Raw genomic sequence first — 26179 nt, 5'->3', positions numbered from 1 at the left:
TCTCGTCATCCTCAGGCTTGACCCTAGGATGACGGAGCCGAACGGTTTCGTATCAGACCTTCGACAGGATCAGCGTACCGTTGGTGCCGCCGAAGCCGAAGCTGTTGGACATGACGTGGGTCAGTTCGCCGTCGTGGCGCTGGCGCAGGATCGGCATGCCTTCGAACGCCGGATCGAGATTTTCGATATGGGCGCTTTCGGCGGCGAAGCCGTTCTGCATCATCAACAGGCAGTAGATGGCTTCCTGGGCGCCGGCCGCGCCGAGCGAGTGGCCGGTCAGCGACTTGGTCGAGGAGATCATCGGCATCTGGTCGCCGAAGACGGCGCGCACGGCCTCCATCTCCTTGGCGTCGCCCACGGGCGTCGAGGTCCCGTGCGGGTTTAGATAGTCGATCTTCGGATTGCCGGCCTGTTCCAGCGCGATCTTCATGCAGCGTTGGGCGCCCTCGCCCGAGGGGGCGACCATGTCGTAGCCGTCCGCGTTGGCGCCATAGCCGGTGACTTCGGCGTAGATGGTCGCGCCGCGCGCCTTGGCCCGCTCGTATTCTTCCAGCACCACGATGCCGGCGCCGCCGGCGATGACGAAACCGTCGCGGTTGGCGTCATAGGCTCTGGAGGCGACCGACGGATTGTCGTTGAAGTCCGACGACATGGCGCCCATGGCGTCGAACATGTTGGACATGGACCAGTCGATGTCCTCGCAACCGCCGGCGAAGACCACGTCCTGCTTGCCCCACTGGATCTGTTCGACCCCGGCGCCGATGCAGTGGGCGCTGGTCGCGCAGGCCGAGCTGATCGAATAGTTGATGCCGCGCATCTGGAACCAGGTCGACAGCACCGCCGACGGGCCCGACGCCATCGCCTTGGGCACCGCGAACGGGCCGATGCGCTTGGGCGCGCCCTTCTCGACCGTGGTCGCGGCCGCCTGCAGGATCACCTGGGTCGAGGGACCGCCCTCGCCGACGATCAGGCCGATCCGGTCATCCTTGATCTCGTCAGCCGTCATGCCCGACGACTTCAGCGCCTCTTCGAAGGCGATATGGCCCCACGCGGTGCCGTTGGCCAGGAAGCGCGCGGCGCGACGGTCGACCAGCTCTTCCCACGGGCCGATCTTGGGCGGCGCCCAGACCTGGCTGCGGAAGCCGTATTTGGCGTGGTCGGGGGCATGAACGACGCCCGAACGGGCTTCGCGCAGGGACTGGGTCACCTCCTCGGCGCCATGGCCGATGGAAGAGACGATGCCCAGGCCGGTGACGACGACACGACGCATGGTGTTTCCTTCTTGATGCTTCCTGGTCCGAGGACCGTCCGCCTTGTTCGCGGTTATATAGGGGCGTTAACCGCCCGCCGCCTCATCCTTGGCGCCGAACAGGCCGACCCGCATGTCGTTGCAGGTGTAGATGACCTGGCCGTCGGCCTCCAGCACGCCGTCGGCGATGCCCATGACCAGCTTGCGGTTGATGACGCGTTTCAGGTTGATCTTGTAGACCACCTTCTTGATGTCCGGGGTGACTTGGCCGGTGAACTTGACCTCGCCGACGCCCAAGGCGCGGCCGCGACCGGGACCGCCGATCCAGCCCAGATAGAAGCCGACCAGCTGCCACATGGCGTCCAGGCCCAGGCAGCCCGGCATGACGGGGTCGCCGATGAAGTGGCACTGAAAGAACCAGAGGTCGGGATGGATGTCGAGTTCGGCCTCGACATAGCCCTTGCCGTGCTCTCCGCCGTCCGCATTGATCGTGGTGATGCGGTCGAACATCAGCATCGGCGGGGCGGGCAGCTGGGCGTTGCCGGGACCGAACAGCTCGCCGCGGCCCGAGGCCAGCAGGGCCTCATGATCGAAGGACGAAGGATATTGGGACTGGGTCAAGGCGCTTCCGTTTCTTGATACGTTGCGCGCGGGTTACACGACCGCGCCGCTTCGCTCAACAGCGTGCGGTCAGTTGCGACCCGTGCCCGCAGGCCGATTGGCGTTGCACAACGCCCGCTCCTGGGTGCCGAACACGGCCCGCTGAGCCACGAAACCCTCCAGCCGTCGCGCCCGGACCTTGCACCAGCCCTCTGCGCATTCGTCCAGCATCACCAGGGCGCGCGGCGACAGGCGCGCGCGCACCGAAGCCGTCTCGGATCGGCCCGATCGGATCGGCACTTCCTCGGCGGTCGTATTGAAGACATAACGCCGGCCCGATGACACCGTACGGTGGATCCAGGCCACGGCCCCGTCGGGATCGCAGATCTTGCGCCATTCCGTCGTCTCGGCGATCACCTGGACCGGCAGGCCGGCGGCCCGGTATTCCCAAAGGATCGGAAAATCCAGACCCGGCCCCTGGCGCGCGCGGACGTGCGAGGACTTCAGCGAAATCCAGCGCGGCACCTCAAGCCCGGTGGGCGTCGGGCGGCCGTCGGGCATGGTCGCGCCGGCGCTCGCCATGACGCCGAGGCCGAGAACGGCTCCAACGAGGGCGATGCGGCGTCGCAGGCTTTGGAAGATGGCGGCGGCTTTGCTAGACACTGATTGGAACGACCCGTCGCGCGGGCTTTGATCCGTCTGAATCGCCGCCCGCTAACCAAGGCCGAGAATGTCCCCCCGCAAGCTTAAGGTCGTATTAACCAGACGCCTGCCCGACGCGGTCGAAACGCGGATGCGCGAGCTGTTCGACGCCGAGCTGAACCTGAAGGATCAGCCGATGGATCGCGCCGCCTTGCAGGCCGCCGTCCAGCGGGCCGAGGTTCTGGTGCCCACCATCACCGACGTCATCGACGCCGACCTGATCCATGGCGCGGGCGAGCAGTTGAAGATGATCGCCAACTTCGGCGCGGGGGTGGACCATATCGACGTCGATGCGGCCGTGGCGCGCGGCATCATCGTCACCAACACGCCCGGTGTCCTGACCGAGGACACCGCCGATCTGGCCATGAGCCTGATCCTGGCCGTCAGCCGCCGCATCGTCGAGGGCGCGCAGGTCGTGGCCGAAGGCCGGTTCGAGGGCTGGACCCCGACCTGGATGTGCGGACGCAAGCTTTGGGGCAAGCGGCTGGGCATCGTCGGCATGGGCCGGATCGGCCAGGCCCTGGCCCGGCGCGCCAAGGCCTTCGGGCTTCAGGTCCACTATCACAATCGCAAGCCCGTCCCGGCCCTGATCGAGGAAGAGCTTGGCGCGACCTACTGGGACGACCTGGACCAGATGCTGGCCCGGATGGACATCGTCTCGCTGAACTGTCCGGCGACGAAGGACACCCACCATCTGCTGTCGGCCGAACGCCTGGCCCGGCTTCAGCCCCACGCCATCCTGATCAACACCGCGCGCGGCGAACTGATCGACGAGGCGGCTCTGGCCCAAGCGGTGGCCATGCGCGCCCTGTCCGGCGTGGGCCTGGACGTGTTCGAGAACGAGCCTGCGATCCATCATGGCCTGCTGGGTCAGTCCAATGTCGTGCTGCTGCCCCACCTGGGTTCCGCCACGCTGGAAGCGCGCCAGGACATGGGCGACCGCGTCATCGCCAACGTCATGACCTATCAGAACGGCCACCGCCCGCCGGATCGGGTCATCCCCGCAATGCTTTAGGGCGCAGCCAGCAACCGCTCGGCCGCATCGGGATATTTCTGCGCCAGCCGCGCCGCCCAGTCGGCCTTGAGCGGCAGCGGCGCGCGCACCTCGCGAATGCGGCGCTCGACCAGGGCGGCGGCCTCGCGGTGCGCGGGCCAGTCCATCAGAAACCCCAGCGCCGTCTCGACATCGGCGTAGGTCGCGGCGTGAGCCAAGGCGCGGTCCAGCGCCTCCACATCGTCGAAGTCCGGCAGGCGCGCCAGATAGGCCCGCAGCACCGGCGCGGACAGGTCGCGCTCGAACATCGCCCAGCGCAGGTCCTGCGCCTCGTCCTTGCGGCCCTCGGCTTCCAAGAGGTCGATCGAGGTCGCCTCCCATGCCGGGGTCAGGACCGGCGGTCCGGCCTGCGGCGATCGCCCGAAGGTCCAGCGCCGGTTGCCGGACGACGGTTTCAGCGCCGCCTCCAGCGCCTGACGCGCTTCTGGAATGCGATCAGCGACCAGCAGCCGCTTGGCCATCACTGCCGCGAAATCCGGCGAGCCCCGCTCCTCCGGCGTCGTCATCAACAGCCACAGGTCCAGATCGCCCGCCCGGTCGGCCAGCCGTCGCACGACCGTTCGCATGCCGCGCGCGCTCGATGTGGTATCGAGACGATCCAGCAGCCTCTTGGCCACGTCCGCCGTCAGATCGTCGCCGCCCGCCCCTATCCAGCGGGCGTATTCGAGCGGTTGCCGCGCCACCGCCTCCGCCATCAGAGCCACTGTGCTGTCGTCCGTCCGAACCGCGGCCTCGGCGATCCGCCACAGGTCCGAGGCCGCCGTTTCGAACGCGGCGGCCAGTTCGCCCTTCTGATCCTTGACCCGCGACGCCAGGCCGCGAAACAGATCGAACCAGCCGATCAATCGCTCCAATCCCATCGCCGGCGCGGCCTCGGCCAGATCCTCGACGATTGCAGCCCGCAGAATCTCCAGATCGCGCAGCAGGTCCGGCCGCTTTCGCCACGACACGCGCGCGCGGCTGGCCGCGATGGTCGTCAATCGCTTGTCGATTTCCAGGGCCAGCAGATCCGGCCCTGCCTCGGCCGCCATCACCAGCCTGAGCCGCCGCTTCAGGATCGCATCCGCATCCGCCGCCTGCATCAGCAGTTCGCCCAGACGCTCAGCCCCTAAGCCGCTGAGATTCGCAGCATTCAGCCGTTTGGGCGAGGCGGGACGTCGGGCCATCAGGCCTCCTTTTCACAAGTCTGTCGGACCGAACTCACACGGCTGTCGAAAACCGCTAGCAGGGGAGGAACCGTCGTAAACGCGCTTCGTTTCCGGCGTCCTGATTGAGGAAGTGTGCGTTGGACTCCTACTACTGCATCGTCAACCTGCCCGGCGTTCCGGTGCGGGACATCTGCGTCCTCGACGCGGCGAACGACACGGCGGCCAATCAGGCGCTGGAGGCGATCGCCCGCAACTGGGTCGGGTTCGAGACCCTGTATCTCTATTGCGGCGAACGTCTGGTTACGGTGCTCAGCAACCCGGCGCTGGGCTTCGCTCCGCCGCTGCCTGACTTGGATCTGGCCGACATCCGTTTCGCGACGGCCGCCTGATCGTCAGCCGCCGCAGACCGGGCATTCCGGATCGGCGGCGACCCGCACGGTCCGCGCCGAGCCCGCCAATCCATCATACAGCAGCAGCCGTCCCGTCAGGGCCTCGCCCGCGCGGGTGATCAGCTTGACGACCTCAAGCGCCGCCATCGACCCGATCACGCCGGTCAGTGCGCCCACGACGCCGACGCGCGCACAGGTCTCCGCATCCGGCGGGATTTCGGGCACCAGGCATTGATAACAGGGCTTTCCCGAAAACACCCCGATCTGCCCGTTCCAACGGCCCAGCGCACCCGACACCAGCGGCTTGCCCGCCGCGACGCAGGCCGCATTAACCCACAGCCGGGTCTGGAAATCGTCTGTCCCGTCCAACACGATGTCGAAGGCTGCGATCCGCGCCGCCGCATTCTCGGCGGTGATCCGCTCGGCGAAGGTTTCGATCGCGACATGCGGATTGAGGGCGACCAGCCGTTCCGCCGCCGCCTCGACCTTCGACCGGCCGACCTGCGCCGTCGAAAAGGCGATCTGCCGCTGAAGGTTGGACAGGCCCACCACGTCGTCGTCAATCAGGCCCAGCGCCCCGACACCCGCCGCCGCCAGATAGAGCGCCGCCGGAGACCCCACGCCGCCCGCGCCGACGATCAGCACCCGCGCGCGCCTCAGCGCCTGCTGCCCCGGTCCGCCCACTTCGGACAGGACCAGATGGCGCGCATAGCGTTCGACTTCGTCTTCGGAAAAGATCACCGCCCTATCTAGCGCCGCAGAGGTTCCGGCGCGAGGGGCCTGTCGCCTGTCGCCTTAAGCGGCCATCCGGACGTGTTCGCACGACAGCAGCTTTTCCAGACCCGCGCTGGACAGATCGCTCAGGCGCCGTCCGCGCAGAATGTCAGCGGCCTGCTGAGCGCTGAGGGCGCACAGCCGTGCCGGTTCGCGCATCCGCCGCTGCATGACGGGTCGATCATCCAGGACGCGGATGTTGCGATGACGCGGGTCGTTCCAGAGGCGCGACAGCAACCGGTCCACGTCCGCACGGGCGCCTTCGATGACCTGGGCCATCTCGCCCTCGTAGAACAGCATGGCGCTGCCGATCTCGTCGCGGCGATTGTTTCGCTCCGACGCGCCGAGGATTTCGGCAAGCGATTGGGTCGTGTGGTTCGCACCACCGATCATTTCACTCACGAAAACGACGCGATAAAGCAAAACCTGGCCCTCGATGTCTAAGAACCGCGAAAGCGGATTGCGCCTTCTAGCTAATATTGGGGTCAAAATAAGACAGCGTTACACCAAGGCGCGACAGACTTGATGCCGGCCCCCGGCCGCGCCATCTGATCGTCATGACCCAGACCGCATCCAATTTCCCCGACTGGCACGGCACCACCATTCTGGCGGTGCGCAAGAACGGACGCACCGTGATCGCCGGCGACGGGCAGGTCTCGATGGGCCCGACCATCGTCAAGGGCGCCGCCCGCAAGGTGCGCACTCTGGCCGGCGGCAAGGTGCTGGCGGGCTTTGCCGGCGCCACGGCCGACGCCTTCACCCTGATCGAACGGCTTGAGGCCAAGCTGGAGCAGTATCCTGATCAGCTGGCGCGCGCCTGCGTCGACCTCGCCAAGGATTGGCGCACCGACCGCTATCTGCGCCGGCTCGAGGCGATGCTGCTGGTGGCGGACAAGTCGTCCATCTTCACCGTGACGGGCGTCGGCGATGTGCTGGAGCCGGAGTATGGCGTCGCCGCCGTGGGTTCGGGCGGCAACTACGCCCTGTCGGCCGCCCGCGCCTTGATCGAGGAAACCGATCTCGACGCCGAACAGGTCGCCCGCAAGGCCATGAAAATCGCGGCCGAAATCTGCGTCTACACCAACGGCAATCTGACCGTGGAAACGCTTCAGGCCTGATCTGGCCGACGGGTCAGATCACTTCGGCGATCAGACCGCGAGCCTTTGCCTCCTGGGCCTCGATGTACCAGTTGGCGGGGGCGCGTTTCAGCACTTCCTCCATCGTCACCGACGATCCTCGCACCAGGTTCTCGAAGCCCTCGTTCTGGATGGCTATGGAGTGTTCCAGCTCGTTCAGCATGGCGCGGACTGAGGCGATGCAGGTCGTCAGCGGCCCGGTGACGTGAAGTTGCTTATCCATCTTGCGCTCGTGGATCATCACCCGGGCGCCGCGTGTCAGATAGCGGTTCTCTACGGCAAAGAAGCTCATGAAGGTCGCGCCGGCGGAATAGATCGCCGCCTTGCCCAGGAAGACCAGCCGGCGGGACGGATTGATGTCGCTTTGAAAGCGCACGTCCTCGCCCATCATGCGCGCCACCTCCGGATCACCACCCAGGGTCGACAGTTCGATGACGATCAGACCGGTGTCGGGCGCGTCCGCCATCTGCTGGCGAAATCTCTCGTACATGGCGTAGTCGACCGCGCCGGCGAGCAGGATACGCGGCGTATCGAAAGCTTCGGCGGTCAGAATGCCGCTCGGCGCCGCGTCGGACATCAAAGCTCGGCCGCAGCGGCGGCGTCGTCGCTGACGGGATAGCCCTGCGCCGACGCCCAGGACCGGGCTTCACGGATCGAGAAGAAGGCCTGGTTCTGCAAGCGGCGCGATCCGGCGTCATCGATCAGTTCGCACTCCCACCACCGGATCGTGCGGCGATCGGAGGTGTTGCAGGTGCGCGGAACGAGAAGGGCGTGGGGCGTCATGCGCCATCAACGAAAAATCCGCACAGCGGTTCCGCCGAGATCGGGATTTCGTCTTTAGGAACAGACCATTGCATGGCGCCGACGGACGCTGTCTTTATGTCAGCCGCCGTGCAGAATTTGCGATCAAGGGCGCCTTGGCTTAAGCGCGCGCCATGACCGACGCCGCGCCTCCCCGCCCCCTCGCCCGCAATCCGCGCGGCTTCGCCGACAAGCGCGGCCTTGATCTGACCGCCGAGCGGCGCATCGTCGCGCGCGTGTCCGAGGTTTATGAGCGCTGGGGCTTCGAGCCGCTGGAGACGCCGGCCTTCGAATATGCCGATGCGCTGGGCAAGTTCCTGCCCGACGCCGATCGGCCGAATGAGGGCGTCTTCGCACTACAGGACGACGCCGGATCGGACGAGCCGGGCGAATGGATGGCCCTGCGTTACGACCACACCGCGCCCCTGGCCCGGTTCGCGGCCCAGACTTGGGAGACCCTGCCCAAGCCGTTCCGCCGCTATGCCTATGGTCCGGTCTGGCGGAACGAGAAGCCCGGCCCCGGCCGCTTCCGCGAGTTCTGGCAGTGCGACGCCGACACCGTCGGCTCGGACCGGCCTGAGGCCGACGCAGAGATCATCGCCATGGGCTGCGAAGGTCTGCGCGGGGCCGGTCTGGATGCGGGCCAGGCCCAGATCCGCGTCTCGAACCGCAAACTATTCGACGGCCTGTTCGACGCGGGCGGCGTGACCGAGGCAGGGCAGCGCCTGACCGCCCTTCGCGCCATCGACAAGTTCGACCGTCTGGGCTGGGACGGCGTGGTCCAGCTTCTGGGCGAGGGCCGTCTGGATGAGTCCGGCGACTACACCAAGGGCGCCCAACTGCCCGCCAAGGTCACGGCCGCCATCGAGGCGTTTCTGGCCTCGGCCAATACCCCCGGCCTGTCGCGGGCCGAGACGCTGGACGCCGTCGCGCGCTCCGGCGACCTCGGCGCGGCGGGCGAGGCGGCGCTGAACGAACTGGCCGCCATCGACCGGGCGCTGGCCGCCATGTCGGTCGGCCAAGACGCCGTGAAGTTCGATCCGACCATCGTGCGCGGCCTGGAATATTACACCGGCGCCGTGTTCGAGGCCGAGCTGCTGCTCGACACGGTTGACGACAAGGGTCGTCCCGTCCGCTTCGGCTCCATCGGCGGCGGCGGCCGCTATGACGATCTGGTCGCCCGCTTCACCGGTCAGAGCACGCCGGCGACCGGCTTCTCCTTCGGCGTCTCGCGTCTGGCCTCGGCCCTGCGCGCGGCGGGACGGGGTGCCGAGGACGCCGTGCGCGGCCCCGTGGTCGTCATCGTCTTCTCCGAGGACGACATGACCCATTATCTGACCGCCGTGGCGGAACTGCGCGCCGCCGGAATCGCGGCCGAGCTTTATCTGGGTCGCGCCGGCATGAAGGCGCAGATGAAATACGCCGACCGGCGCGGCGCCCCGGCTGTCGTCATCCTGGGCGGCGATGAGATCGCCGCCGGCGAGGTCACGATCAAGGATCTGGACGCCGGCCGCGCCGCCGCCGCCGCCATCACGGACAACGACGCCTGGAAGGCGGAACGCCCCGGCCAGATGAAAGTCCCCCGCGAAGGCCTGGTGGCCGCCATCAGGTCCATTATCGAATAAGCTTCGATAATGACTGGTTCCTGAAATGGGTTATCAGTGATAAGTCGAAGAAAGTTCGACTCTTGCCAAACCGGCCGTTGACGACCGACCGGCCCTTGCGTCAAATGACCTCACTCGAGGGCAAGCGTTGCTCAAGCGCGCAGCACTCGAAGGCGTTTCGGGGAGGAAACGTCCGCTCTTTAAAGAGCGCGAAAGCCCGCTGCGATGTATCCCCCGCAGCGGGCTTTTTCGCGTCTGGCGCTCAGACAAACGCCCATAAAATTTCGACAAATTCTCGATACGGTGTCGAAATCGAGTAGCCCTGTCTCGATATGAAAAAGGCCGGGGCGAACCCCGGCCTTTCCATTCTCGAACAAGCGTCGCCCTACCAGAGGCGGACGCGTTCCTCGGGCGTCAGATAGTATTTCGTGCCCGGCTGGACGTCGAAGGCGTCGTACCAGGCGTCGACGTTGCGCAGCGGGCCGATGACGCGGAACTGGGCGGCCGAGTGCGGGTCGGTGGCGACCTGCTGCTTCAGCGCCTCGTCGCGGTACTTCGACTGCCAGACCTGAGCCCAGCCATAGAAGAAGCGCTGGTCGCCGGTCGTGCCGTCGATCATGGGCGCCGGCTGACCATTCAGCGACAGGTGATAGGCCTCGAGACCGACGGCCACGCCAGACGCGTCACCGATGTTCTCGCCCATCGTCAGGCCAGGGTTGATGTGATAGCCGGCGATCGGCTCATAGGTCGCATATTGCGCGCCCAGACGCGCCGTCAGGGCCTCGAAGTTGGCCTTGTCTTCCGGCGTCCACCAGTTACGCAGCACGCCGTCGCCGTCCGACTTGGAGCCCTGGTCGTCGAAGCCGTGGCCGATCTCGTGACCGATCACGCCGCCGATGCCGCCATAGTTGACCGCTGCATCGCCATTCGGATCGAAGAAGGGCGGCTGCAGGATCGCGGCTGGGAAGACGATCTCGTTGTTGGCCGAGTTGTAGTAGGCGTTGACGGTCTGCGGGGTCATGCCCCACTCCGACTTGTCGACCGGCTCGTTCAGACGGGCCAGATCATAGTTCCATTCGAACAGGCCGCGGCGCTCGGCGTTGCCGACCAGGTCGTTCGCGCGGATGTCCAGGCCGGAGTAGTCGCGCCACTTGTCAGGATAGCCGATCTTGACGGTGAACTTGCGCAGCTTTTCCTGCGCCGCCGCCTTGGTCTCGGTCCCCATCCAGGTCAGGTTGTCGATCCGGTGCGACAGGGCGGCGCGCAGATTGGCGACCAGTTCTTCCATCTTTGCCTTGGATTCGGCCGGGAAATACTGGGCCACGTAGAGCCGGCCCGTAGCCTCGCCCAGCGATCCTTCGGCGAAGGAGATCGCGCGCTTTTCGCGGGTGCGCTGCTCAGGCTGACCCGACAGATCGCGCGAACGGAACTCCCATTGGGCGTCGGCGAAGCGTTTGGACATGAGGGGCGCCATGTCGTCGGCGGTGTGGAAGGCCTGCCAGGCCTGCAGAAGTTCGACCGGCGTCTCGGCGTAGATGGCCGCGATCTTGGACATGGCCGTATCCTGACGCACGATCAGGCGCGGCACGCCGCCCAGCTTGGCCGCATCGTAATAGGCCTGCCAGGCGAAGCCCGGCGCGTCCTCGGCCAGTTTGGCGATGGTGAACTCGTTGTAGGTCCTGTCGCGGTTGCGGTTCTCCACCGGGGTCCAGTGGGCCTCGGCGATCTTGGTTTCCAGCGCGACGATCTGGGCGGCGGTCTCGGTCGGGTTGGTCCAGCCGATCATCTCCAGCATCCGGCCGACATAGGCCTGATACTTCTCTTTCTTGTCGGCGAAACGGGCGTCCAGATAATAGTCGCGGTTCGGCAGGCCGATGCCCGACTGGCCCGTCGAGACGACGTAGCGGGTCGGTTGCTTGGAATCGATCGTGATGCCGGTGCCGAAGAAGGACGAGCCGAAGCGGCCGGCCGTCTGGCCCATATAGACGGCCATCTTGTCGTGGCTGTCGGCGGCGCGGATCGCGGCCAGATAGGGCTGCAGCGGCTGGGCGTCCAACTGCTCGATGCGCGCCTCGTCGATGTAGGAGCGATAGGCGTCAGCGACCTTGGCCTCGTCCGATCCGGGCGCCAGGTCGGTGCGGTTGGCCAGGCCCAGCACCAGTTCCTTCATGCGGTTGTCCGACAGTTCGCGCAGCAGGGCGAACGAGCCATAGCTGGTGCGGTCCGACGGAATGACCAGCTTTTCCAGCGCCTTGCCGTTGGCATACTGGAAGAAGTCATCGCCCGGCTTCACCGAGGTGTCACGGCCGGCCATGTCGAAGCCCCAGGTCCCGTAGCGAGGCGCCTCTGTCCCCTGCCAGCCGGCTGCCGTCTCTTCGCCCGAGAACAGCGAAACGATGGTGCAGGCGTCGTCGATGCAGGCGTGGTCGTGACCGATATCCTGAGCCAGAACCGTGCTGGCGGGCAGAAGAAGGGCGCCGACGGCGGCCCCGATAAGCAGACGTTTCATCACTATGTCCCTGTTCCCACCCGGCATTTGGATGGTTCGGCGCAGACCCTAGTCCGGCGAGGGGGGGTGTCGCCTTAAAAAAAGTTCATGATTCCGATGCGGCCTCTCGCCACAGCGCCGGGATCAGGGTCAGATACGCCGACGCGAGGAGGGCGGATGCACGGTCAGGGCGGTGACTATAAGGATCTGGTGGTCTTTCTGGCGGCCGCCGGCGTCATCGTGCCCCTGGTCAATCGGCTGAAGGTCAGCCCCGTCCTGGGCTTCCTCGCTGCGGGCGTTTTGCTGGGCCCGGACGGCCTCGGCCGATTTGCGCAAAGCCTGCCCTGGCTGTCGTGGCTGACCATCGGCGATCCGGGCCAACTGGCGCAGCTGTCGGAACTGGGCGTCGCCTTCCTGTTGTTCATGATCGGTCTGGAGCTGTCGTGGGAGCGGCTGCGCGCCATGCGTCGGCTCGTGTTCGGCCTGGGGCTGATGCAGGTCGTCGTCTGCACCGCCGTGCTGGCGGGCGGCTTCATGCTGATGGGACAGACCTTGGCCAGCGCCGTGGTGCTGGGCATGGGCCTCGCCCTGTCCTCGACGGCCGTGGTCATGCCCGTACTGGCCGAGCGGGGGCGGCTGAAGGGAACGGTCGGCCGTTCCACCTTCGCCATCCTGCTGGCTCAGGATCTGTCGGTCGCCCCGATCCTGATCACGGTCACCGTCCTGGCGGCCCTGGCCCAGCAGGGCGGCGCGCTGGATCCCGCCGTGCTGGGACGCGCCCTGTTCACCCTGGTTCCGGCCGCCATCGGCCTGGGTCTGATGGTGCTGCTGGGTCGCGTGGTGCTGCGGCCGATGTTCCGATCGGTGGCCAGGGCGCGCAAAGCCGACCAAGGCGGCGAACTGTTCGTCGCCGCCTCCCTGCTGGTGGTGGTCGGGGCCGGTCTCGCCGCCCAAGCCAGCGGCCTGTCGATGAGTATCGGCGCGCTTCTGGCCGGCGTGCTGCTGGCCGAGACCGAGTTCCGGCGCGAGGTCGAGGTTTCCATCGAACCGTTCAAGGGTCTTTTGCTGGGCGTCTTCTTCGTCGGCGTCGGGCTGGGTCTGGATCTGGACGCCGTCGCCGCCGATCCGGTCGGCGTCTTCGGCCTGGCCCTGGCCCTGACGGTCGTGAAGACCGGCGTCATTTTCAGCCTGGCGCGTTTCTGGGGCCTGGGCGTCCGACCGGCGTTGGAGACGGCGCTCGTTCTGGCGCCGGCGGGCGAGTTCGCCTTCGTGGTCTTCGCCACCGGCCTGGTCGAAGGCCTCGCGCCGCCGCAGCTGACCAACACCGTGGCCCTGTCGGCGACCGTCAGCATCTTTTCGATCCCCCTGCTCGCCCTGCTGGGTCAGAAGCTGGCGCGCAAGTCGTCCGCCGCAGGCCAGCCTGTCGAGCTTCCAAAGCTGGAGGCGGCCGACGGCGCGGTCATCATCGTCGGCTTCGGGCGCGTCGGCCGGTTGATCGGGGAAATGCTGAAGGCGCACGATCAGCCCTTCATCGCCCTGGACACCGATGCGGGCGCCGTCGCTAAGGGCCGACGTGACGGATTCGATGTCTTCTATGGCGATGCGGGGCGGCGCGAGATGCTCCAGCACTGCGGCGTCCAGTCCACCCGCGCCCTGATCGTCACCATGGACGCGCCGACGAAGGTGGACGAGGTGGTCACTACGGCGCGGTCGATGCGCGACGACCTGATTTTGATCGCCCGCGCTCGCGATGATCAGCACGCCATTCGGCTTTATGGACTGGGCGTCACCGACGCCGTGCCGGAGACGACCGAGGCCAGTCTGCAGCTGGCCGAAAACACCCTGGTCGATCTGGGCGTGCCCATGGGGCTGGTGCTCGCCTCGGTCCACGAACGTCGCGATCAGTTTCGCAAGGCCTTCCAGTCAGCCATCCCGATCGAGCGTCGCAATCGCCCCAGCCGCGCACTGCGCCGCACGCTGCGCCCGGCGCGGGTCGACCCCGCGCCGGAGTAAGGGAAGCCCCTTACAGACTGTCGCCGGACCCATTTTCGTCATGGTTCCGTGATGCAAGCGCGCCTCTCCATGACTGCATCTGCGGAGCAGAAGCGCCCTTTCGGTTCGATCCAAGGGCTCAGATATTCATTCGAGGTCGCTGCCGGGCCCGCCCCGACCAGAGGCCGAAAGTAGAGTAAAAGCCTGATTATATGACAGATACCGTCGCCTCCCTCGCTGTCGAGCCCCGCTTGAACCGCCGCCAGGCCGCCAAGATCCGCACGCGACAAAAGGTTCTGGACGCCGCCCGCTCGCTCTTCGCCGAGCGCGGGTATGAGCCCGCCACGATCCGCGACATCGCCAAGGGCGCGGGCATGTCCACCGGCGCCGTCTTCGCCAACTTCCAGGACAAGGCCGAACTGTTCGAAGCGGTCCTGACCGAGGACATGACGCGTCTGGCCGAGGTGGTCGAGGCCGCGGCGCCTGAAGGCGAGCCCGTCCGCCAGCGCCTCGTCAGCGCGCTGAGCGCCGGCTATCACTCGTCGCTGGACCAACTGCCCCTGTTCCAGGCCATCGTGGCCCGCTCGTGGTTCCAGCCCCTGGCCGCCGAAATGCGCGCCCGCGCCGCGACCAAGAACCTGCTGCTCGCCATCAGCAACATCCTTCAGGATGCGGTGGCCAAGGGCGAACTGTCCAAGGACGCCGACAGCCGTCTGCTGGTCGAGTTGATCTGGGACGCCTATCTGTCGAACTACCGCCGCGCCGCCTATGACGAATGGGACGCGCAGGCCCTGTCGGACCATATGGGCAAGCAGATCGACGTGATCCTGGCCGGCGCCATTGCCGCTAAATAAGCCAGAGCAAAGCCGCTTATCGAAAGGCCGGGTCCGCCAGCGCGGGCCCGGCCTTTTTCGTGAGCGTCAGGTCCGGCGTTTCAGGGTGACGTAGAAGGCGCCGTTTCCGCCGTGCTTCTGGTGGGCGATGGTGAAGCCTGACACCACGCCGCGCAATGCGGGCGAATGCATCCATTCCGCAAAGGCCGAACGGATTACCCCGCCGCCCATCCGACCCTGACCGGTGATGACCAGCACCGCACGCATTCCACGCGCCTGGCACGATGTCAGGAATCCTCGAAGCTGATCCTCGGCCTCGAACCGGCCGAAGCCATGCAGGTCGATGCGCGCCTCGATGGGGTCGCGTTCGCGCGACAGCCGCTGCTTGCGGCGCGGCTCCAGATCCTCGGGCGCGGGCTTGGGTTTGTTCGGCGAAGGTCGCTTTTCCGCCGGCGGCGCGACAGCGGTGCGTTTGGGAGACGCCTTGACCAAGGGGCGCGGCCGCTCGACCGGCGTCACTACGATCTCGGGCGGCGTTTCGGCGCCGGGCGTGACGCGGGCGGCCTTTCGCGTCCTCGGCATCACAACCGATCCGGCGACGCGGGTCCAGATGCGACGGTCTTCGGGCGTCAGTCCGTTTTCGTCACGGCTCGGGCCCTTTCGCCTCATGCCTCGCCGTCGTCCTCGATGGTGTCGCCCGGGCCGGGCTCATGCGCCAGCAGATCGCCGGGCTGGCAGTCCAGCTCGCGGCACAGGGCGTCCAGGGTGGAGAACCGAACCGCGCGCGCCTTGCCCGTCTTCAGGATCGACAGGTTCGCCACCGTCACCCCGACCCGGTCGGCGAGTTCGGTCAACGACATGCGGCGTTCCACGAGGACGCGGTCGAGCTGGACGCGGATGGCCATGCGTAAATCCTACTTCGAAACGGCTCAGATCGTCAGTTCGGATTCGCGACGCAGGCGCGCGCCCTCGCGGAACACCTCCGCCAGCACGAAGACGATGAGCACGGAAAAGATGGGGGTCAGCAGTTCGCCGAAGCCCTGTGGATCCATGACGCCGGGCGCCAGCCGCTTGGCGACGAAGCCTTGAGCCACCCAGACGCCGCCGGTCACGACCGCCAGGGTCAGGCCGATCTGGCGCAGACGGCGCACGTTATCGGGCTGGAACGGGTCGCCCATGGTCAGGGTGCGGATGATGCGGCGCAGGCTGCGCAAGATCAGCATGAACCCGCCGAAGTAAGCGGTCGCGGCGCCCAAGCCGAACAGCAGCAGGGTGCGCGTCAGCGGCAGTTGCTTGCCGCCGGAATCCCCGCTGACGGTGATGTTCACATTGTCCAGGGGAATGAAGATCGCGGCGATGACCAGCAGCAGCAAAATGCCGGTGATCAGCCAGAGAAGGATATAGGCGACGTCCAGAACTACTTTCAGCACGCTGGACACCGAACCCGGACCGAGCGCCTTGATCGGCGCGCCCAGCCAGTTCGGAACGCTTGCCTCGCCTCGCTTCAGCGGATTTGGCGGCAGGGGCAGGCGCATGGTCTTTTTGATCTCAAGCCGGGGAAGGCGGGGCGATGGCCACGCGGGGTCCGGCGAACCCGCGCGCGGCTCTATACATCGCGGTCTTCATGCAGGTCGTCAAAGCTCCAGTGATCGAAAAGCGAGGGATCAAAGGGCTTGGAACAGGGTAACGACCAGGGCGGTGGGCAGGGCGGCGATCAGAACGGTGCTGACAAAAGCAGCGCCGACCTTGTCGAGCCACATCGAGGTGTTCATCGTATGCATTGTGGTTCTCCGTCTTTCGTGTTTGGGCGATTATCGCCGTTTGGATTTATTAGCCGCATGATCGTTCCCGGTTTTCCGGAAGTCCTGAACGCTGCGGCCTCGTTCCTGACGATCAATAGATAGGCCGTGCGTGCGGAAAAGGCACGTTACATATCGTTTAACGATATTAAACTTTGGCAATAGACTGTTTCAGGAGCGTGATCGATGATGAATCTCAAGCTTATCAAAGGGATGCGGATCGTCGTGGCGACGCATAACGCCGGCAAGGTTCCCGAAATCTCGGCGCTGCTCGGCGGAAATTACGAACTCGTCACCGCCGGCCAGCTGAACCTGCCCGAACCTGACGAAACGGAGAGCACCTTCACCGGCAACGCCATGCTGAAGGCGCGCCACGCGGCCGAACTGTCGGGAGAGGTTTCGCTGGCCGACGATTCCGGCCTGTCGGTCGCGGCGCTGGATGGCGCGCCGGGCATCTTCTCTGCGCGCTGGGCCGGGCCGGGCAAGGATTTCGCCGTCGCCATGAAGAAGGTCGAGGAGCGGCTGGAAGAGATCGGCGCGACGGACCGGACCGCCTGGTTCACCTCGGCCTTGGCGGTCGCCTGGCCGGACGGCCCCTGTGTGGTGGTTCAGGGCGAGGTCCACGGCCAGCTGACCTTCCCCCCACGCGGGGATCGCGGGTTCGGCTACGACCCGCTTTTCATTCCGAATGGCGGCGACCGGACCTTCGGCGAGATGGAGCCGGCGGCCAAGGACGCCATCAGCCACCGCACCGTCGCCTTCGCCAAGCTGAGAGCCGCCCTGATTGACTGATCCGCTTGATCCGGGATCGGACGTCGGCCTCTACGTCCACTGGCCCTATTGCGCGCGCATCTGCCCCTATTGCGACTTCAACGTCGTGCGCGATCGCGGACGCACCGAGGAACAGGCCGGGCTCGTCGAGGCGATCCTGGCCGACCTGTGCGCCCAGAGAGATCTTACAGGCCCGCGACGGCTGGCCTCGATCTTCTTCGGCGGCGGCACGCCGTCGATGATGGCGCCAGACGCCGTCGCGCGCATCGTGGCGGCGGCCCGCGACCTGTTCCCGCCCGCGGGCGACATCGAGATCACGCTGGAGGCCAATCCCACGGACGCCGAGGCCGGCCGGTTCGCCGCCTTGGCCGACGCCGGGATCAACCGCCTGTCGATGGGGGTTCAGGCGCTGGACGACGCCGCCCTGCGTTTTCTGGGTCGCGACCATTCGGCGGCCGAGGCCCTGCGCGCGGTCGATCTGGCCCGCCGCGCCTTCGACCGTCTGTCCATCGACCTGATCTACGCCCGCCCGGACCAGACGCCTGAAGATTGGGCCGCCGAACTGACGGCGGCGCTGGCGCTCGGGTTCGAACATGTCTCGCCTTATCAGCTGACCATAGAGCCGACGACCGCCTTTGGTCGGGCCTTCGCACGGGGAACCCTGACCCCGCCCGACGAGGACCGGGCCGCATCCCTCTACGAAACCACCCAGGATGTCCTCTCGGCCGCCGGCTTCGAAGCCTATGAGGTGTCCAACCATGCGCGCGGTCCCGCCGCCCGGTCGTCGCACAATCTGCATGTCTGGCGCGGCGGCGACTATCTGGGTGTCGGCCCCGGCGCCCATGGCCGGCTGACGCTGGACGGCGTCAGGACCGCGACCGTCGCCCACCGACGCATCGCCGACTATGTGGCGGGCGTTTCGGGCCGCACGCCTTGGTCCGAGCGCGACGCCCAGACCCCAGTCGATGCCGCCGAAGAATGTTTGCTGCTGGCCCTGCGCACCACCGAAGGCGCGCCTGTCGCCCTGCTGTCGGCGCTCGGCCTGTCGGCTGAATGCGCGCCGGTCGCGGACCTGATCGCCGACGGATTCCTGATGCTGAAGGCCGAGCGACTGATCGCCACCGAGCGCGGCCGCCCGGTGCTGGACGGCGTGCTGAAGGCGCTGCTGACCTAGGCCTTCTTCAGCCCCAGCATTCCCAGCCAGCCGCCGCTGGTCAGCAGAGCGACGTCCAGCAGGGCCAGCGGCAGCGGCGTCGAAACCGGCGCGGCGATGAAGCGCGAGCGCCAGTCCGGGCCGAACTTGGCCTTGTAGCTGCGCAGACCCTGGAAGCCGTAGAGCGCCCCGCCCTCTTCGAACACCAGGGCGCCGACGCGAGCGAAGACCGGCGCGATGCGACGATCCTCCAGCCCAGCCAGCGGCGCCATGCCCAGGTCGAAGCTGGCCAGGCCTTCCGCCTTGGCCCACTGGGCGCAGCGAATGAACAGATAGTCCATCACCCCATGCGGCGCGTCCGGCCGATGGCGCATCAGATCCACCGCCGCTTCGTCCGGCGAGGTCAGCAGATTGGCGAAGGCGACGATGCGGCCGCCCTCCTTGACCACCGCCAGCGGCGTCAGGTCCAGATAGTCGACGTCGAAGCGCCCCAAGGAGAAGGATTTCTCCGAGCCCTCGTGCATGGCCAGCCAGGCGTCCGAAATCTCGCGCAGCTCGTCCGCGATCGCTGCGGCCGAACCGGGCGGAAGAACCTCGAACGAGGAGCCTTCACGCTCGGCGCGATTGATGGCTGTGCGAAGGTTCTGCTTGCCCTTGCCCTCGATGGAGAAGCGGTGGGCGTCGATCACGGCCGTCTCGCCGACCTTGCGCACCGCCAGCCCCATGGTCGCAAGATCGCCCAGCACCTCTTCGCTGACCGAATAGAAGACCGCCGCCCCGCCGTAGCTGTCGGCCATCTCGGCGAAGGACCACAGCAACTCCAGCCGTTCGCTCTTGAGCCCTGCCGGTTCGCCCATGGCGATCCAGCGCCGCCCCCGCACGCGATAGGCCAGGAAGCTGGAACCCGACGGGCTGAACATCAGCGCCTTATCGCCCAGCATGGCCAGCCAGGCTTCGGGCGTGGCCGTATCGGCCGTCTGCAGCGCCTGGAGCGCGCGATCGATGTCGCCCTTGCTGGCCGGGCCGTGACTGTGGGCGCCGGGTGAGCTCAACAGCGAGCGGCCGGCCACCACCAGCGTCAGGATCGCCAGAACCAGCCCGGCCCGCAGGAAGCCGGACGCCTGGCGATCACTCAGGAAGCGCCACCACAGCTCGTCATTATAGGCGACGTCGCGATAGGCGAAGAAGCCCAGCCACAGCATGGCCGCCACCACCGCCGTCAGCAGCAACAGCCAGCTCGGCCGCAGCGGCTCGCTTAGACGCGAGCGCCGGTTGAAGGCCGTGCGGCACGGCGCCAGGAGCGCGGCGACGACCAGCAGATCCGTCGCCTGCTGCCAGTCCAGGCCCTTCAGCACCGAGAACACCGCCCCAGCCGCCAGGACCAGCAGGGCGGCCCAGTAGGCGCCGCGTCGACGCCGCCACAGACCCGCCGACAAGAGCAGAAGAAGGAAACCGGCGATGCTGCCGACAAAGTGCGACAGGTCGATCAGGATGGGAGACACGACGCCCGTCAGCTGACGCAGCCGACTGTCGAACTCGGGCGTCACCGCAGAGGCCAGCATCAGTGCGCCCGCGCCAAAGGCCAGCACCGCAAAGATCTGGGGCGTCAGCTCGAAGGCCAGACCCGCCAGTCGGCGGATCAGACCGGATGTGTGCCGGGGGCGGCTGGACAAACGTGGCCTCTCGAATCGCGGATCGCCCGAACATAGACCAAGAATCGTCCAACCGGGGCGCTGCCAAGGTCATTTCGGGGCATACGAAACAATCCGTAACAGAGCGAGTATATAGGGGTGCGGGCGTCGGGCCCGTGTAACAGGGGATAGTCTCCCATGACCATCAAGACCGCTCTTCTGGCTGGCGCCGCCGCCGCCTTCATGACCGCCGCGCCGGCTCTGGCGCAAGAAGCCACGCCCGCTCCCGCCGCCGCGCCTGCCGCCGCTGCGTCCTCGCAGCAATCGCTGTCGCTGAACCCCGGATCGAGCGTTTCCGGTCCTGATGGCGAGCTGGGCAAGCTGGAAGGCGTTCAGAACAACGCCGAAGGCAAGCAGGAGCTTACCGTTCGCGGCGCCGACGGCCAACTTCGCGCCGTGCCGCTGAGCGGGATCCGACAGGAAGGAACCGGCGTCGTGGTGGCCTACACGAAGGCCGAGTTTGACGCCGCGGCTCCGATCGCCGGCGCCCCGGCGACCCCCGCCGCTGATCCAGCCGCCGCGCCCGCGCCGACCGCGGAACCTGCGGCTGAACCGACCGACCCGGCGACCACCGAACCGGCGACCCCGGCTTCGGACAGCGCCTCGCCGGCTCCGACCGAGCCGCAGTAAGTCAGTCTTCTAAGGCTGAATGATCAAGGGCGGTTGGGTTTCCCGGCCGCCCTTTCGACTGCCCGCAACGCAGCAGCAACAGTGGCGCAGCAAAAAGGGCGGCTCGTAAGAGCCGCCCTTTTCCTTATCGACCTACTGTCGGATCAAGCGCGACGCTTGACCAGTCCCAGAAGGAACAGCAGCAGGCAGGCGCCCAGAAACGCCACGATCAGGGTGACGAAGTTGAAGCCGCCAACCGGCGTGCCGAAGACGTTGTTCGAGATGAAGCCGCCGAGCAGAGCGCCGATGACGCCGACGATCAGGTTCGTCAGCAGGCCGTGATTGCGACCCATGACCTTTTCAGCCAGCCAGCCGGCGACGATGCCGATGACGAGCCAACCAATGATTCCGAGACCCATGCTGTGGTTCCTTCCTTTAAAAGCCAAGCTGTTGCAGTAAATGCGGCTCGAGCCATACGGTTGCGTCCTGGCTCCAACCTCGCCGCAATAAGGCCGAATTCGCGTCAGGCGCGATCCGGCACGGCGATTGCCGTGATCGACGTGTGTCGTCCCGCATCGGGACAGACGTTGAGACGAGGATCACCGTCATGGCCGACGACATCGACCTTCATCTGGGCCGCCGCCTGCGCCGCCGTCGCCGCCTGCTGGGCCTGACCCAGCAGCAGTTGGCCGTCCAGGTCGGCATCCGCTTCCAGCAGATCCAGAAGTACGAATGCGGCGCCAACCGCATCTCCGCCGCGCGCCTGTGGCAGTTGGCCGAGGCGCTGGAAACGCCCGTCGCCTATTTCTACGATGGCCTGGCCGAGGCGATGGAGGCCAACGCGCCGACGCCCAAGGGCGGCGAAGTCTTTTCGCGCAAGGAAACGCTGGATCTGATCCAGGCCTACTATCAGCTGGACGAACGGCCCCGCCGGCGTTTGCTGGATCTGGCCAAGTCCCTGCATGCGGGCGACGCGGCCGCCGCCTGATCTGCGGGTCTCCCCGATCTGCACGTCTCAAGGGGCGCCCATGCCGGCGAAAGCGCGGTAAGGGAATCCCATGACCGAATACGAAGCCTTCGCCATCGAACTGGCGCGCGAAGCCGCGCGCGTGATCCTGCCCTTTTTCCGCTCAGACATCGGGCATGAAGACAAGGGTGGCGCGGCCGGTTTCGATCCCGTCACAGAAGCCGACAGACAGGCCGAGGCCGCCATCCGCCGCCTGATCGCCGCCCGCTATCCCGACCACGGCGTCATCGGCGAGGAGTATGGCGAGGATCGGCCGGACGTCGAGCACGTCTGGGTGCTGGATCCCATCGATGGCACTCGCGCCTTCATCTCGGGCCTGCCGCTGTGGACCACGCTGATCGCCCTTCGCACGGCCAGCAAGCCGACCGTCGGCGTCATCGCCCAGCCCTATCTGGACGAAATCTTTATCGGCGGCCCGTCCGGCGCGCGCCTGTTGCGCGGCGATGTCGACACGCCGCTGGCCGTGCGGTCCTGCGAGACGCTGACCGACGCCGTCATCTCGACCACAGACCCCGACATCTTCAACGGCGCGGAACTGGGCGCCTGGACCCAGGTGCGTGCGACCGCCCGCCTCGCGCGTCTGGGCTGCGACGCCTACGCCTACGCCATGGTGGCGGCGGGCAAGATGGATCTGGTCGCCGAGACCAGCCTGAAGCCCTGGGACTGGTCCGCCCTTGTGCCTGTCATCGAGGCGGCGGGCGGCAAGGTCGTCAATTGGCGCGGCGCAGCGCCGGACGACAGGGGCCAGGTCCTCGCCGTCGGTGACGCGCGCCTGATCGACCAGGCCTTGGTGACGCTGAAACGCGCGGCCGCCTGACGCCCTCACCTGGCGCATATTGACGCAGGTCGCGAGACGGCGTCAGGGTGCGGACGGTTGAGGGGACGGATTTCGATGGCTGGGCAGTCCAAACTGGTTGTCGGCGTCGACGTGCCCTGGGTCACGAGCTGGACCGGCGAAGAGATTACGGGCGCCGCGCCGTGCCGAACCGTCGGCGGCCGTCTCGCCCTCATGCAGGCCAGCGCGCCCGGCAGTGGCAAGCCGCAATATTCGAAGAACCATCTGGTCCGACAACGCCTGACAGTCGCGCGCATGCTTTGCCCGATGTGCGGCGAGCCGACTGAGGATAGCGATCGCTGGACCCAGATCGCCGCGCGACGTTGCGCCGGACAGCTCAGGGCGCGCGGCGGTCAGGTTCGCGCCGACATCGCCGACGACCGGGTGATGATCGACGCCGGCTCGATCGCGCCCCTGCACCGGCGCTGCGTCGACCGCTCGATGAAATACTGCCCGCACCTGCGCGCCAGCGACGACGTGATGGTCATGCGCTTCCCGCGCGAGTGGATCGTTCTGCCCCTGCTGGTCAAGGCCGAGACAGGCCCCGGCGTCGCCGTCGCCTTCCTGCAGCTATGCGGCGTCACCCAGACGATCGACCGACGCTGGCGCGCCGAAACCGCCGCCTGAACGATCAGCCCGCCGTCACGTCAGTCGTCCTCGCCGACGGATCGGTGAGCGCGTCGGCCGCAGGCGCGACCAGATCGGCCATGGCGTCGAATTCGTTCAGGAAGACGGCGCGCAGGTCGTCGGCCTCCATGATGACCTCGTGCTTGGCGCCGGCGACCTCGACGTAGCGGCCGCGCGGGATGCGTTTGGCGGCCCATTGGTTGGTTTGTTTCCAGACCACGTCGTCGGCGCTGGCCTGGACGATCACGACCGGCGCCTTGACCGCCTTCAGGGCTTTGGGCTTCAGCGCGCGCTCGCCGGCGTCCAGCGCAAAGGCCAGCCAACCGTAGGTGGGACCGCCGATGGCCAGGTGCGGGCAGGCGTAAAGCTGCTGACGCCACATCTCATAGCGGGCCTCGTCCGAGGTCAGGGCGTCCTCGGCGAAGTTGTGGTCGAACGGATCGTCGGGGTCGCCCAGGATATAGTCGCCGGCCTGGCCGTGGCGGATGTTCCAGCGCACCACCAGCTTGACCGACCACATCGACCGTTTTCCGGTCTTGATGCGCAGCATGGGGCTGGACAGGACCGCGCCGGCGAAGCGGTCCTCGCCGCTTTCCAGCGACAAGAGATTCAGACAGCCGCCCATCGAATGGCCGACCATGATCCACGGCTTGGGGCACTGGTCTTCATAGGCGTTCAGCAGGCGGTTGTAGTCGTCCAGAAACTCCTCGACCGCACGGGCGTGACCCTTCAGCCGGTCGGGCAGCAGGCGGGCCGACAGCCCTTGACCGCGCCAGTCGTGGGTCAGCACGCACCAGCCGCGCGCCAGGAAGTTGCCGATCACCTCATAGTATTTTTCGATCGGCTCGGTGCGGCCGGGGCTGAGCACCACGGTGCCGTGCACCTTGTCCGCAGCGAGATGAGACGGCTTCCACAGCCCGGCGCGCAGGCGCATTCCGCCCGCGCCGCGAAACCAGTCGCCCTTTCCGCCGGGCGGCGGGGCGGCGCCGGGAACCCCCATCAACGGGGCGTTGGCGGCGAAGGCTTGGGCGCGGTTCACTCGGGCTTCCTGAACTTCAAGGTCATGCGATCGCTCTCGCCGATCGCGTCATATTTGGATCGGTCGAAGGCGGGGTCCGCCGGTTCGCCGCGCGGCGCCGTCAGGCGCGTGGGCGCCAGGGTGTCGACGCCGAACGGGTGATCCTTGGTGTCTTCCGGATTGGCGTTGATCTCGGACGCCTCGACGAAAACGAAGCCGGCCTCGGCCGCCAACTGGCGCACGAAGGCTTCCTGCACATAGCCGTTGGCCGCGACCGGATCCTGATCCTCCGCGGGGGACAGTCGATGTTGCTCGACACCCAGGATGCCACCCGGGCGAAGGGCGGCGAAGGCGTCGGCGAAGGCCTTTTCCGCAATGCCCGCCGCCATCCAGCCATGCAGGGTTCGCATGAACAGGCACATCTCGGCCGTGCCCGCCGCGATCACCGGGCCGGACCCCGCGCCGAAGACCGAAAACTGCGGTTCCCCATAGAGCTTCTTGTCGCTGGAGAACCGGGTGCGGAAGGCGGTGTTCAGCACGGCCTGCGCCGGATCGGCGGTCGGTCCTTCGGGGAACAGGGCGGCGACATAGGTTCCCGCCCCCTTGGCCAGATAGGGGGCCAGGATTTCGGTGTACCAGCCGCTGCCGGGCCAGAACTCCACCACCGTCATCTTGGGTTGAAGACCAAAGAACCGCAGCGTCTCCATCGGGTGACGGAAGGCGTCGCGCGCCTTGTCCTGGGCCGAGCGCCAAGATCCCTCGACCGCCCATTCCAGCGAGCCTTCCGGCGGCCCTGCGGGTGTGGGCGGCGCGGCGGGCGCCTTTGCGGCCTCGTCCTTGCGCCCGCAAGCCGCCACGCCGGTCAGCCCCAGCGCCGCAGCGCCGCTCAGCAGAAACCGACGCGACAATCCGCTCGCGCTCGCCAGACGATCAGCCATTCAAAACCTCCGCAGGACGCCGGGACCCGCGTCCGACGCACCCTGACGCCTTGGGCTTAATCGGGTTCGCAGGTCCGGTCAAAACGCAAGACGGCCTATTCGGGCTTGCGGAAACGCAGGGTCATCCGATCGCTCTCGCCGATGGCGTCGAAGGCGGCGCGTTCCTCGGGCGTCAGGGTGCGGCCGGACGGATCGTTGCGCGCGGCCGACTGGCGGATCGGCGGCAGGGTCCAGACCCCGAACGGGTGATCGTGGTCGTCCTTGGGATTGGCGTTCAGTTCGCTGCGCGCCTCCAGCACGAAGCCGGCGTTGCGCGCCTCATGGATCACATAGCTTTCAGGCACATAGCCGGTGGAGGCGACGTCAGCGACATTCAGCCCCTCCGCGCTGCGGTGCTGTTCGACGGCCAGCACGCCGCCGGGCTTCAAGGCCTTGAAGAAGGCCTGCAGATACGGCTGGGTCCGGCCGTCGCGTGACCAGTTGTGGAAGGCGCGGGCCACCAGGATGAAGTCGGCGGTTCCGTCCGCCACGCCCATGCTTTCCAGCGGGCGATTGACCGGCACATAACGCCCGCCGGTCGCCGCCGCATAGGGTTCGAGGATGTGCCGCCACCAGCTGGCGCCGCCCGGCTCGATCTCCACCACCGTCATGCCTGGCGTCAGCCCCCAGAAGGTCAGGGATTCATACGGATGACGATAGACGTCGCGCGCCCGGTCGGCGGCGGGGCGGGTCTCGGCGGCGATGGCGGTCTGCAAGGCCGTGTCGTCGGAGAAGCTCGGCATGGCGCTGGACAGGGCCGAACGCGGCGGCGTCCACGCGCCCTGGGTCTGGGGCGACTGTTGGGCCAGGGCGGGGGCGGCGGACAGCAGGACGGCGGCGAGGCCGTAAACGGCAAGGCGCATGATCGAGGGCTCCAGGTTCAGGTCGTTCTCCATAGGCAG

Annotated in this window: 29 protein-coding genes; 12 read left to right on the top strand and 17 right to left on the bottom strand. The window is 67.0% G+C overall.

Going from position 1 to position 26179, the window contains the following annotated elements:
• Positions 1–52 precede the first annotated feature (52 nt).
• The 3 genes from fabB to E4341_RS03060 all read right to left on the bottom strand — a co-directional run bounded on the left by fabB (position 53) and on the right by E4341_RS03060 (position 2512).
• Positions 53–1270: a beta-ketoacyl-ACP synthase I gene (gene fabB, locus E4341_RS03070; RefSeq protein WP_017504958.1), complete on the bottom strand. Its 1218-nt coding sequence runs from the start codon at positions 1268–1270 to the stop codon at positions 53–55.
• Positions 1271–1336: 66 nt separating this feature from the next.
• Complete coding sequence (gene fabA, locus E4341_RS03065; protein ID WP_055754351.1) at positions 1337–1870, bottom strand: 3-hydroxyacyl-[acyl-carrier-protein] dehydratase FabA; 534 nt, start codon at positions 1868–1870, stop codon at positions 1337–1339.
• Between the two features lie 69 nt (positions 1871–1939).
• The gene (locus tag E4341_RS03060) at positions 1940–2512 is read right to left on the bottom strand and encodes an SH3 domain-containing protein (protein WP_240893603.1); all 573 of its coding nucleotides are present in this window, start codon (positions 2510–2512) and stop codon (positions 1940–1942) included.
• Between the two features lie 67 nt (positions 2513–2579).
• Between E4341_RS03060 and E4341_RS03055 the strand changes: the two genes are divergently transcribed.
• The gene (locus E4341_RS03055) at positions 2580–3566 is read left to right on the top strand and encodes a D-glycerate dehydrogenase (protein WP_165115060.1); all 987 of its coding nucleotides are present in this window, start codon (positions 2580–2582) and stop codon (positions 3564–3566) included.
• Here the strand turns inward: E4341_RS03055 and E4341_RS03050 are convergent.
• A complete protein-coding gene (locus E4341_RS03050; protein WP_165115058.1) occupies positions 3563–4771 on the bottom strand; it encodes a DUF6880 family protein in 1209 nt (402 codons plus the stop codon). The two genes, E4341_RS03055 and E4341_RS03050, sit on opposite strands and share 4 nt — an antisense overlap.
• A 119-nt stretch (positions 4772–4890) precedes the next feature.
• On the opposite strand from E4341_RS03050, the gene E4341_RS03045 reads away from it, so the two are divergent.
• Positions 4891–5142, top strand: coding sequence for a hypothetical protein (locus E4341_RS03045; protein WP_055807490.1), 252 nt, complete (start codon positions 4891–4893; stop codon positions 5140–5142).
• A 3-nt stretch (positions 5143–5145) separates the two neighbouring features.
• Here the strand turns inward: E4341_RS03045 and E4341_RS03040 are convergent, their stop codons facing one another.
• Both E4341_RS03040 and E4341_RS03035 read right to left on the bottom strand, forming a co-directional pair.
• Complete coding sequence (locus E4341_RS03040) at positions 5146–5883, bottom strand: molybdopterin-synthase adenylyltransferase MoeB (RefSeq protein ID WP_165115056.1); 738 nt, start codon at positions 5881–5883, stop codon at positions 5146–5148.
• 54 nt (positions 5884–5937) lie between these two features.
• Positions 5938–6309, bottom strand: a complete 372-nt coding sequence (locus E4341_RS03035) for a BLUF domain-containing protein (protein ID WP_240893649.1) — start codon at positions 6307–6309, stop codon at positions 5938–5940.
• A gap of 164 nt (positions 6310–6473) precedes the next feature.
• Here E4341_RS03035 and hslV point away from each other — a divergent pair, with 164 nt between their 5' ends.
• On the top strand, positions 6474–7034 hold the full coding sequence (gene hslV / locus E4341_RS03030) for an ATP-dependent protease subunit HslV (protein ID WP_017504950.1): 561 nt from the start codon (positions 6474–6476) through the stop codon (positions 7032–7034).
• A gap of 13 nt (positions 7035–7047) precedes the next feature.
• On the opposite strand, the gene E4341_RS03025 is transcribed toward hslV, so the two are convergent.
• Both E4341_RS03025 and E4341_RS03020 read right to left on the bottom strand, forming a co-directional pair.
• Complete coding sequence (locus tag E4341_RS03025) at positions 7048–7629, bottom strand: ClpP family protease (protein ID WP_165115052.1); 582 nt, start codon at positions 7627–7629, stop codon at positions 7048–7050.
• Positions 7629–7835 (bottom strand): hypothetical protein, encoded by a 207-nt coding sequence (locus E4341_RS03020; protein WP_055754345.1) that lies wholly within the window; start codon positions 7833–7835, stop codon positions 7629–7631. The genes E4341_RS03025 and E4341_RS03020 overlap by 1 nt, the downstream gene beginning before the upstream one ends.
• Before the next feature lie 152 nt (positions 7836–7987).
• Between E4341_RS03020 and hisS the strand changes: the two genes are divergently transcribed.
• Complete coding sequence (gene hisS, locus E4341_RS03015) at positions 7988–9478, top strand: histidine--tRNA ligase (protein WP_165115050.1); 1491 nt, start codon at positions 7988–7990, stop codon at positions 9476–9478.
• Between the two features lie 364 nt (positions 9479–9842).
• Here hisS and E4341_RS03010 read toward each other — a convergent pair whose 3' ends face one another.
• Positions 9843–11966: a M13 family metallopeptidase gene (locus E4341_RS03010; RefSeq protein ID WP_165115048.1), complete on the bottom strand. Its 2124-nt coding sequence runs from the start codon at positions 11964–11966 to the stop codon at positions 9843–9845.
• A gap of 156 nt (positions 11967–12122) precedes the next feature.
• On the opposite strand from E4341_RS03010, the gene E4341_RS03005 reads away from it, so the two are divergent.
• Together E4341_RS03005 and E4341_RS03000 are read left to right on the top strand one after the other, a co-directional pair.
• Positions 12123–13958 (top strand): cation:proton antiporter, encoded by a 1836-nt coding sequence (locus E4341_RS03005; RefSeq protein WP_165115046.1) that lies wholly within the window; start codon positions 12123–12125, stop codon positions 13956–13958.
• A 191-nt stretch (positions 13959–14149) separates the two neighbouring features.
• The gene (locus E4341_RS03000; RefSeq protein WP_039243898.1) at positions 14150–14791 is read left to right on the top strand and encodes a TetR/AcrR family transcriptional regulator; all 642 of its coding nucleotides are present in this window, start codon (positions 14150–14152) and stop codon (positions 14789–14791) included.
• Between the two features lie 66 nt (positions 14792–14857).
• Here the strand turns inward: E4341_RS03000 and E4341_RS02995 are convergent, their stop codons facing one another.
• The 3 genes from E4341_RS02995 to E4341_RS02985 are packed head-to-tail and all read right to left on the bottom strand — an operon-like array spanning position 14858 to position 16305.
• On the bottom strand, positions 14858–15439 hold the full coding sequence (locus tag E4341_RS02995) for a Smr/MutS family protein (RefSeq protein WP_165115044.1): 582 nt from the start codon (positions 15437–15439) through the stop codon (positions 14858–14860).
• A complete protein-coding gene (locus E4341_RS02990; protein WP_017504942.1) occupies positions 15436–15675 on the bottom strand; it encodes a helix-turn-helix transcriptional regulator in 240 nt (79 codons plus the stop codon). The genes E4341_RS02995 and E4341_RS02990 overlap by 4 nt, the downstream gene beginning before the upstream one ends.
• Positions 15676–15699: 24 nt before the next feature.
• Positions 15700–16305: a DUF2975 domain-containing protein gene (locus tag E4341_RS02985; protein WP_055754340.1), complete on the bottom strand. Its 606-nt coding sequence runs from the start codon at positions 16303–16305 to the stop codon at positions 15700–15702.
• Between the two features lie 453 nt (positions 16306–16758).
• Here E4341_RS02985 and rdgB point away from each other — a divergent pair, with 453 nt between their 5' ends.
• Together rdgB and hemW are read left to right on the top strand one after the other, a co-directional pair.
• Positions 16759–17361 (top strand): RdgB/HAM1 family non-canonical purine NTP pyrophosphatase, encoded by a 603-nt coding sequence (rdgB, locus tag E4341_RS02980; RefSeq protein ID WP_165118526.1) that lies wholly within the window; start codon positions 16759–16761, stop codon positions 17359–17361.
• On the top strand, positions 17354–18514 hold the full coding sequence (gene hemW / locus E4341_RS02975) for a radical SAM family heme chaperone HemW (RefSeq protein WP_165115042.1): 1161 nt from the start codon (positions 17354–17356) through the stop codon (positions 18512–18514). Before rdgB ends, hemW begins: the two co-directional genes overlap by 8 nt.
• On the opposite strand, the gene E4341_RS02970 is transcribed toward hemW, so the two are convergent.
• Entirely contained in the window at positions 18511–20166 is a 1656-nt protein-coding gene (locus E4341_RS02970) for a GNAT family N-acetyltransferase (RefSeq protein ID WP_165115040.1), read from the bottom strand. The two genes, hemW and E4341_RS02970, sit on opposite strands and share 4 nt — an antisense overlap.
• 156 nt (positions 20167–20322) lie before the next feature.
• On the opposite strand from E4341_RS02970, the gene E4341_RS02965 reads away from it, so the two are divergent.
• Complete coding sequence (locus E4341_RS02965) at positions 20323–20814, top strand: hypothetical protein (protein WP_165115038.1); 492 nt, start codon at positions 20323–20325, stop codon at positions 20812–20814.
• A gap of 143 nt (positions 20815–20957) precedes the next feature.
• Here E4341_RS02965 and E4341_RS02960 read toward each other — a convergent pair whose 3' ends face one another.
• Positions 20958–21212 (bottom strand): GlsB/YeaQ/YmgE family stress response membrane protein, encoded by a 255-nt coding sequence (locus E4341_RS02960; protein WP_039243891.1) that lies wholly within the window; start codon positions 21210–21212, stop codon positions 20958–20960.
• A gap of 188 nt (positions 21213–21400) precedes the next feature.
• Between E4341_RS02960 and E4341_RS02955 the strand changes: the two genes are divergently transcribed.
• The 3 genes from E4341_RS02955 (at position 21401) to E4341_RS02945 (ending at position 23282) form a co-directional block, all read left to right on the top strand.
• Complete coding sequence (locus E4341_RS02955; RefSeq protein ID WP_370458465.1) at positions 21401–21781, top strand: helix-turn-helix domain-containing protein; 381 nt, start codon at positions 21401–21403, stop codon at positions 21779–21781.
• Between the two features lie 70 nt (positions 21782–21851).
• Complete coding sequence (hisN, locus tag E4341_RS02950; protein WP_165115036.1) at positions 21852–22637, top strand: histidinol-phosphatase; 786 nt, start codon at positions 21852–21854, stop codon at positions 22635–22637.
• A gap of 75 nt (positions 22638–22712) precedes the next feature.
• Complete coding sequence (locus E4341_RS02945) at positions 22713–23282, top strand: hypothetical protein (protein ID WP_165115034.1); 570 nt, start codon at positions 22713–22715, stop codon at positions 23280–23282.
• Between the two features lie 4 nt (positions 23283–23286).
• On the opposite strand, the gene E4341_RS02940 is transcribed toward E4341_RS02945, so the two are convergent.
• The 3 genes from E4341_RS02940 to E4341_RS02930 form a co-directional block, all read right to left on the bottom strand.
• Positions 23287–24321 (bottom strand): alpha/beta fold hydrolase, encoded by a 1035-nt coding sequence (locus E4341_RS02940; RefSeq protein ID WP_165115032.1) that lies wholly within the window; start codon positions 24319–24321, stop codon positions 23287–23289.
• Positions 24318–25238: a class I SAM-dependent methyltransferase gene (locus tag E4341_RS02935; protein WP_165115030.1), complete on the bottom strand. Its 921-nt coding sequence runs from the start codon at positions 25236–25238 to the stop codon at positions 24318–24320. The genes E4341_RS02940 and E4341_RS02935 overlap by 4 nt, the downstream gene beginning before the upstream one ends.
• Positions 25239–25333: 95 nt before the next feature.
• Complete coding sequence (locus tag E4341_RS02930; protein ID WP_205751345.1) at positions 25334–26140, bottom strand: class I SAM-dependent methyltransferase; 807 nt, start codon at positions 26138–26140, stop codon at positions 25334–25336.
• Positions 26141–26179 lie beyond the last annotated feature (39 nt).

Source organism: Brevundimonas sp. 'scallop', from assembly GCF_011045535.1.
GTDB lineage: Bacteria > Pseudomonadota > Alphaproteobacteria > Caulobacterales > Caulobacteraceae > Brevundimonas > Brevundimonas vesicularis.
The sequence above is the reverse complement of the archived record's forward strand: the minus strand, read 5'-3'. Positions and strand labels throughout refer to the sequence as shown.

Excerpts from the sequence above, each read along its gene's own strand:
- E4341_RS02990 (WP_017504942.1), bottom strand. The coding sequence starts at position 15,675 with ATGGCCATCCGCGTCCAGCTCGACCGCGTCCTCGTGGAACGCCGCATG.
- rdgB (WP_165118526.1), top strand. The coding sequence starts at position 16,759 with ATGAATCTCAAGCTTATCAAAGGGATGCGGATCGTCGTGGCGACGCAT.
- hslV (WP_017504950.1), top strand. The coding sequence starts at position 6,474 with ATGACCCAGACCGCATCCAATTTCCCCGACTGGCACGGCACCACCATT.
- E4341_RS03020 (WP_055754345.1), bottom strand. The coding sequence starts at position 7,835 with ATGACGCCCCACGCCCTTCTCGTTCCGCGCACCTGCAACACCTCCGAT.
- E4341_RS03050 (WP_165115058.1), bottom strand. The coding sequence starts at position 4,771 with ATGGCCCGACGTCCCGCCTCGCCCAAACGGCTGAATGCTGCGAATCTC.
- hisS (WP_165115050.1), top strand. The coding sequence starts at position 7,988 with ATGACCGACGCCGCGCCTCCCCGCCCCCTCGCCCGCAATCCGCGCGGC.
- E4341_RS02995 (WP_165115044.1), bottom strand. The coding sequence starts at position 15,439 with ATGAGGCGAAAGGGCCCGAGCCGTGACGAAAACGGACTGACGCCCGAA.
- hisN (WP_165115036.1), top strand. The coding sequence starts at position 21,852 with ATGACCGAATACGAAGCCTTCGCCATCGAACTGGCGCGCGAAGCCGCG.
- E4341_RS02955 (WP_370458465.1), top strand. The coding sequence starts at position 21,401 with ATGGCCGACGACATCGACCTTCATCTGGGCCGCCGCCTGCGCCGCCGT.
- E4341_RS03055 (WP_165115060.1), top strand. The coding sequence starts at position 2,580 with ATGTCCCCCCGCAAGCTTAAGGTCGTATTAACCAGACGCCTGCCCGAC.
- E4341_RS03010 (WP_165115048.1), bottom strand. The coding sequence starts at position 11,966 with ATGAAACGTCTGCTTATCGGGGCCGCCGTCGGCGCCCTTCTTCTGCCC.
- E4341_RS02960 (WP_039243891.1), bottom strand. The coding sequence starts at position 21,212 with ATGGGTCTCGGAATCATTGGTTGGCTCGTCATCGGCATCGTCGCCGGC.
- E4341_RS02930 (WP_205751345.1), bottom strand. The coding sequence starts at position 26,140 with ATGCGCCTTGCCGTTTACGGCCTCGCCGCCGTCCTGCTGTCCGCCGCC.
- E4341_RS02985 (WP_055754340.1), bottom strand. The coding sequence starts at position 16,305 with ATGCGCCTGCCCCTGCCGCCAAATCCGCTGAAGCGAGGCGAGGCAAGC.
- E4341_RS02945 (WP_165115034.1), top strand. The coding sequence starts at position 22,713 with ATGGCTGGGCAGTCCAAACTGGTTGTCGGCGTCGACGTGCCCTGGGTC.
- E4341_RS03005 (WP_165115046.1), top strand. The coding sequence starts at position 12,123 with ATGCACGGTCAGGGCGGTGACTATAAGGATCTGGTGGTCTTTCTGGCG.
- E4341_RS02965 (WP_165115038.1), top strand. The coding sequence starts at position 20,323 with ATGACCATCAAGACCGCTCTTCTGGCTGGCGCCGCCGCCGCCTTCATG.
- fabB (WP_017504958.1), bottom strand. The coding sequence starts at position 1,270 with ATGCGTCGTGTCGTCGTCACCGGCCTGGGCATCGTCTCTTCCATCGGC.
- E4341_RS03035 (WP_240893649.1), bottom strand. The coding sequence starts at position 6,309 with ATGATCGGTGGTGCGAACCACACGACCCAATCGCTTGCCGAAATCCTC.
- E4341_RS03025 (WP_165115052.1), bottom strand. The coding sequence starts at position 7,629 with ATGTCCGACGCGGCGCCGAGCGGCATTCTGACCGCCGAAGCTTTCGAT.
- E4341_RS03000 (WP_039243898.1), top strand. The coding sequence starts at position 14,150 with ATGACAGATACCGTCGCCTCCCTCGCTGTCGAGCCCCGCTTGAACCGC.
- E4341_RS02935 (WP_165115030.1), bottom strand. The coding sequence starts at position 25,238 with ATGGCTGATCGTCTGGCGAGCGCGAGCGGATTGTCGCGTCGGTTTCTG.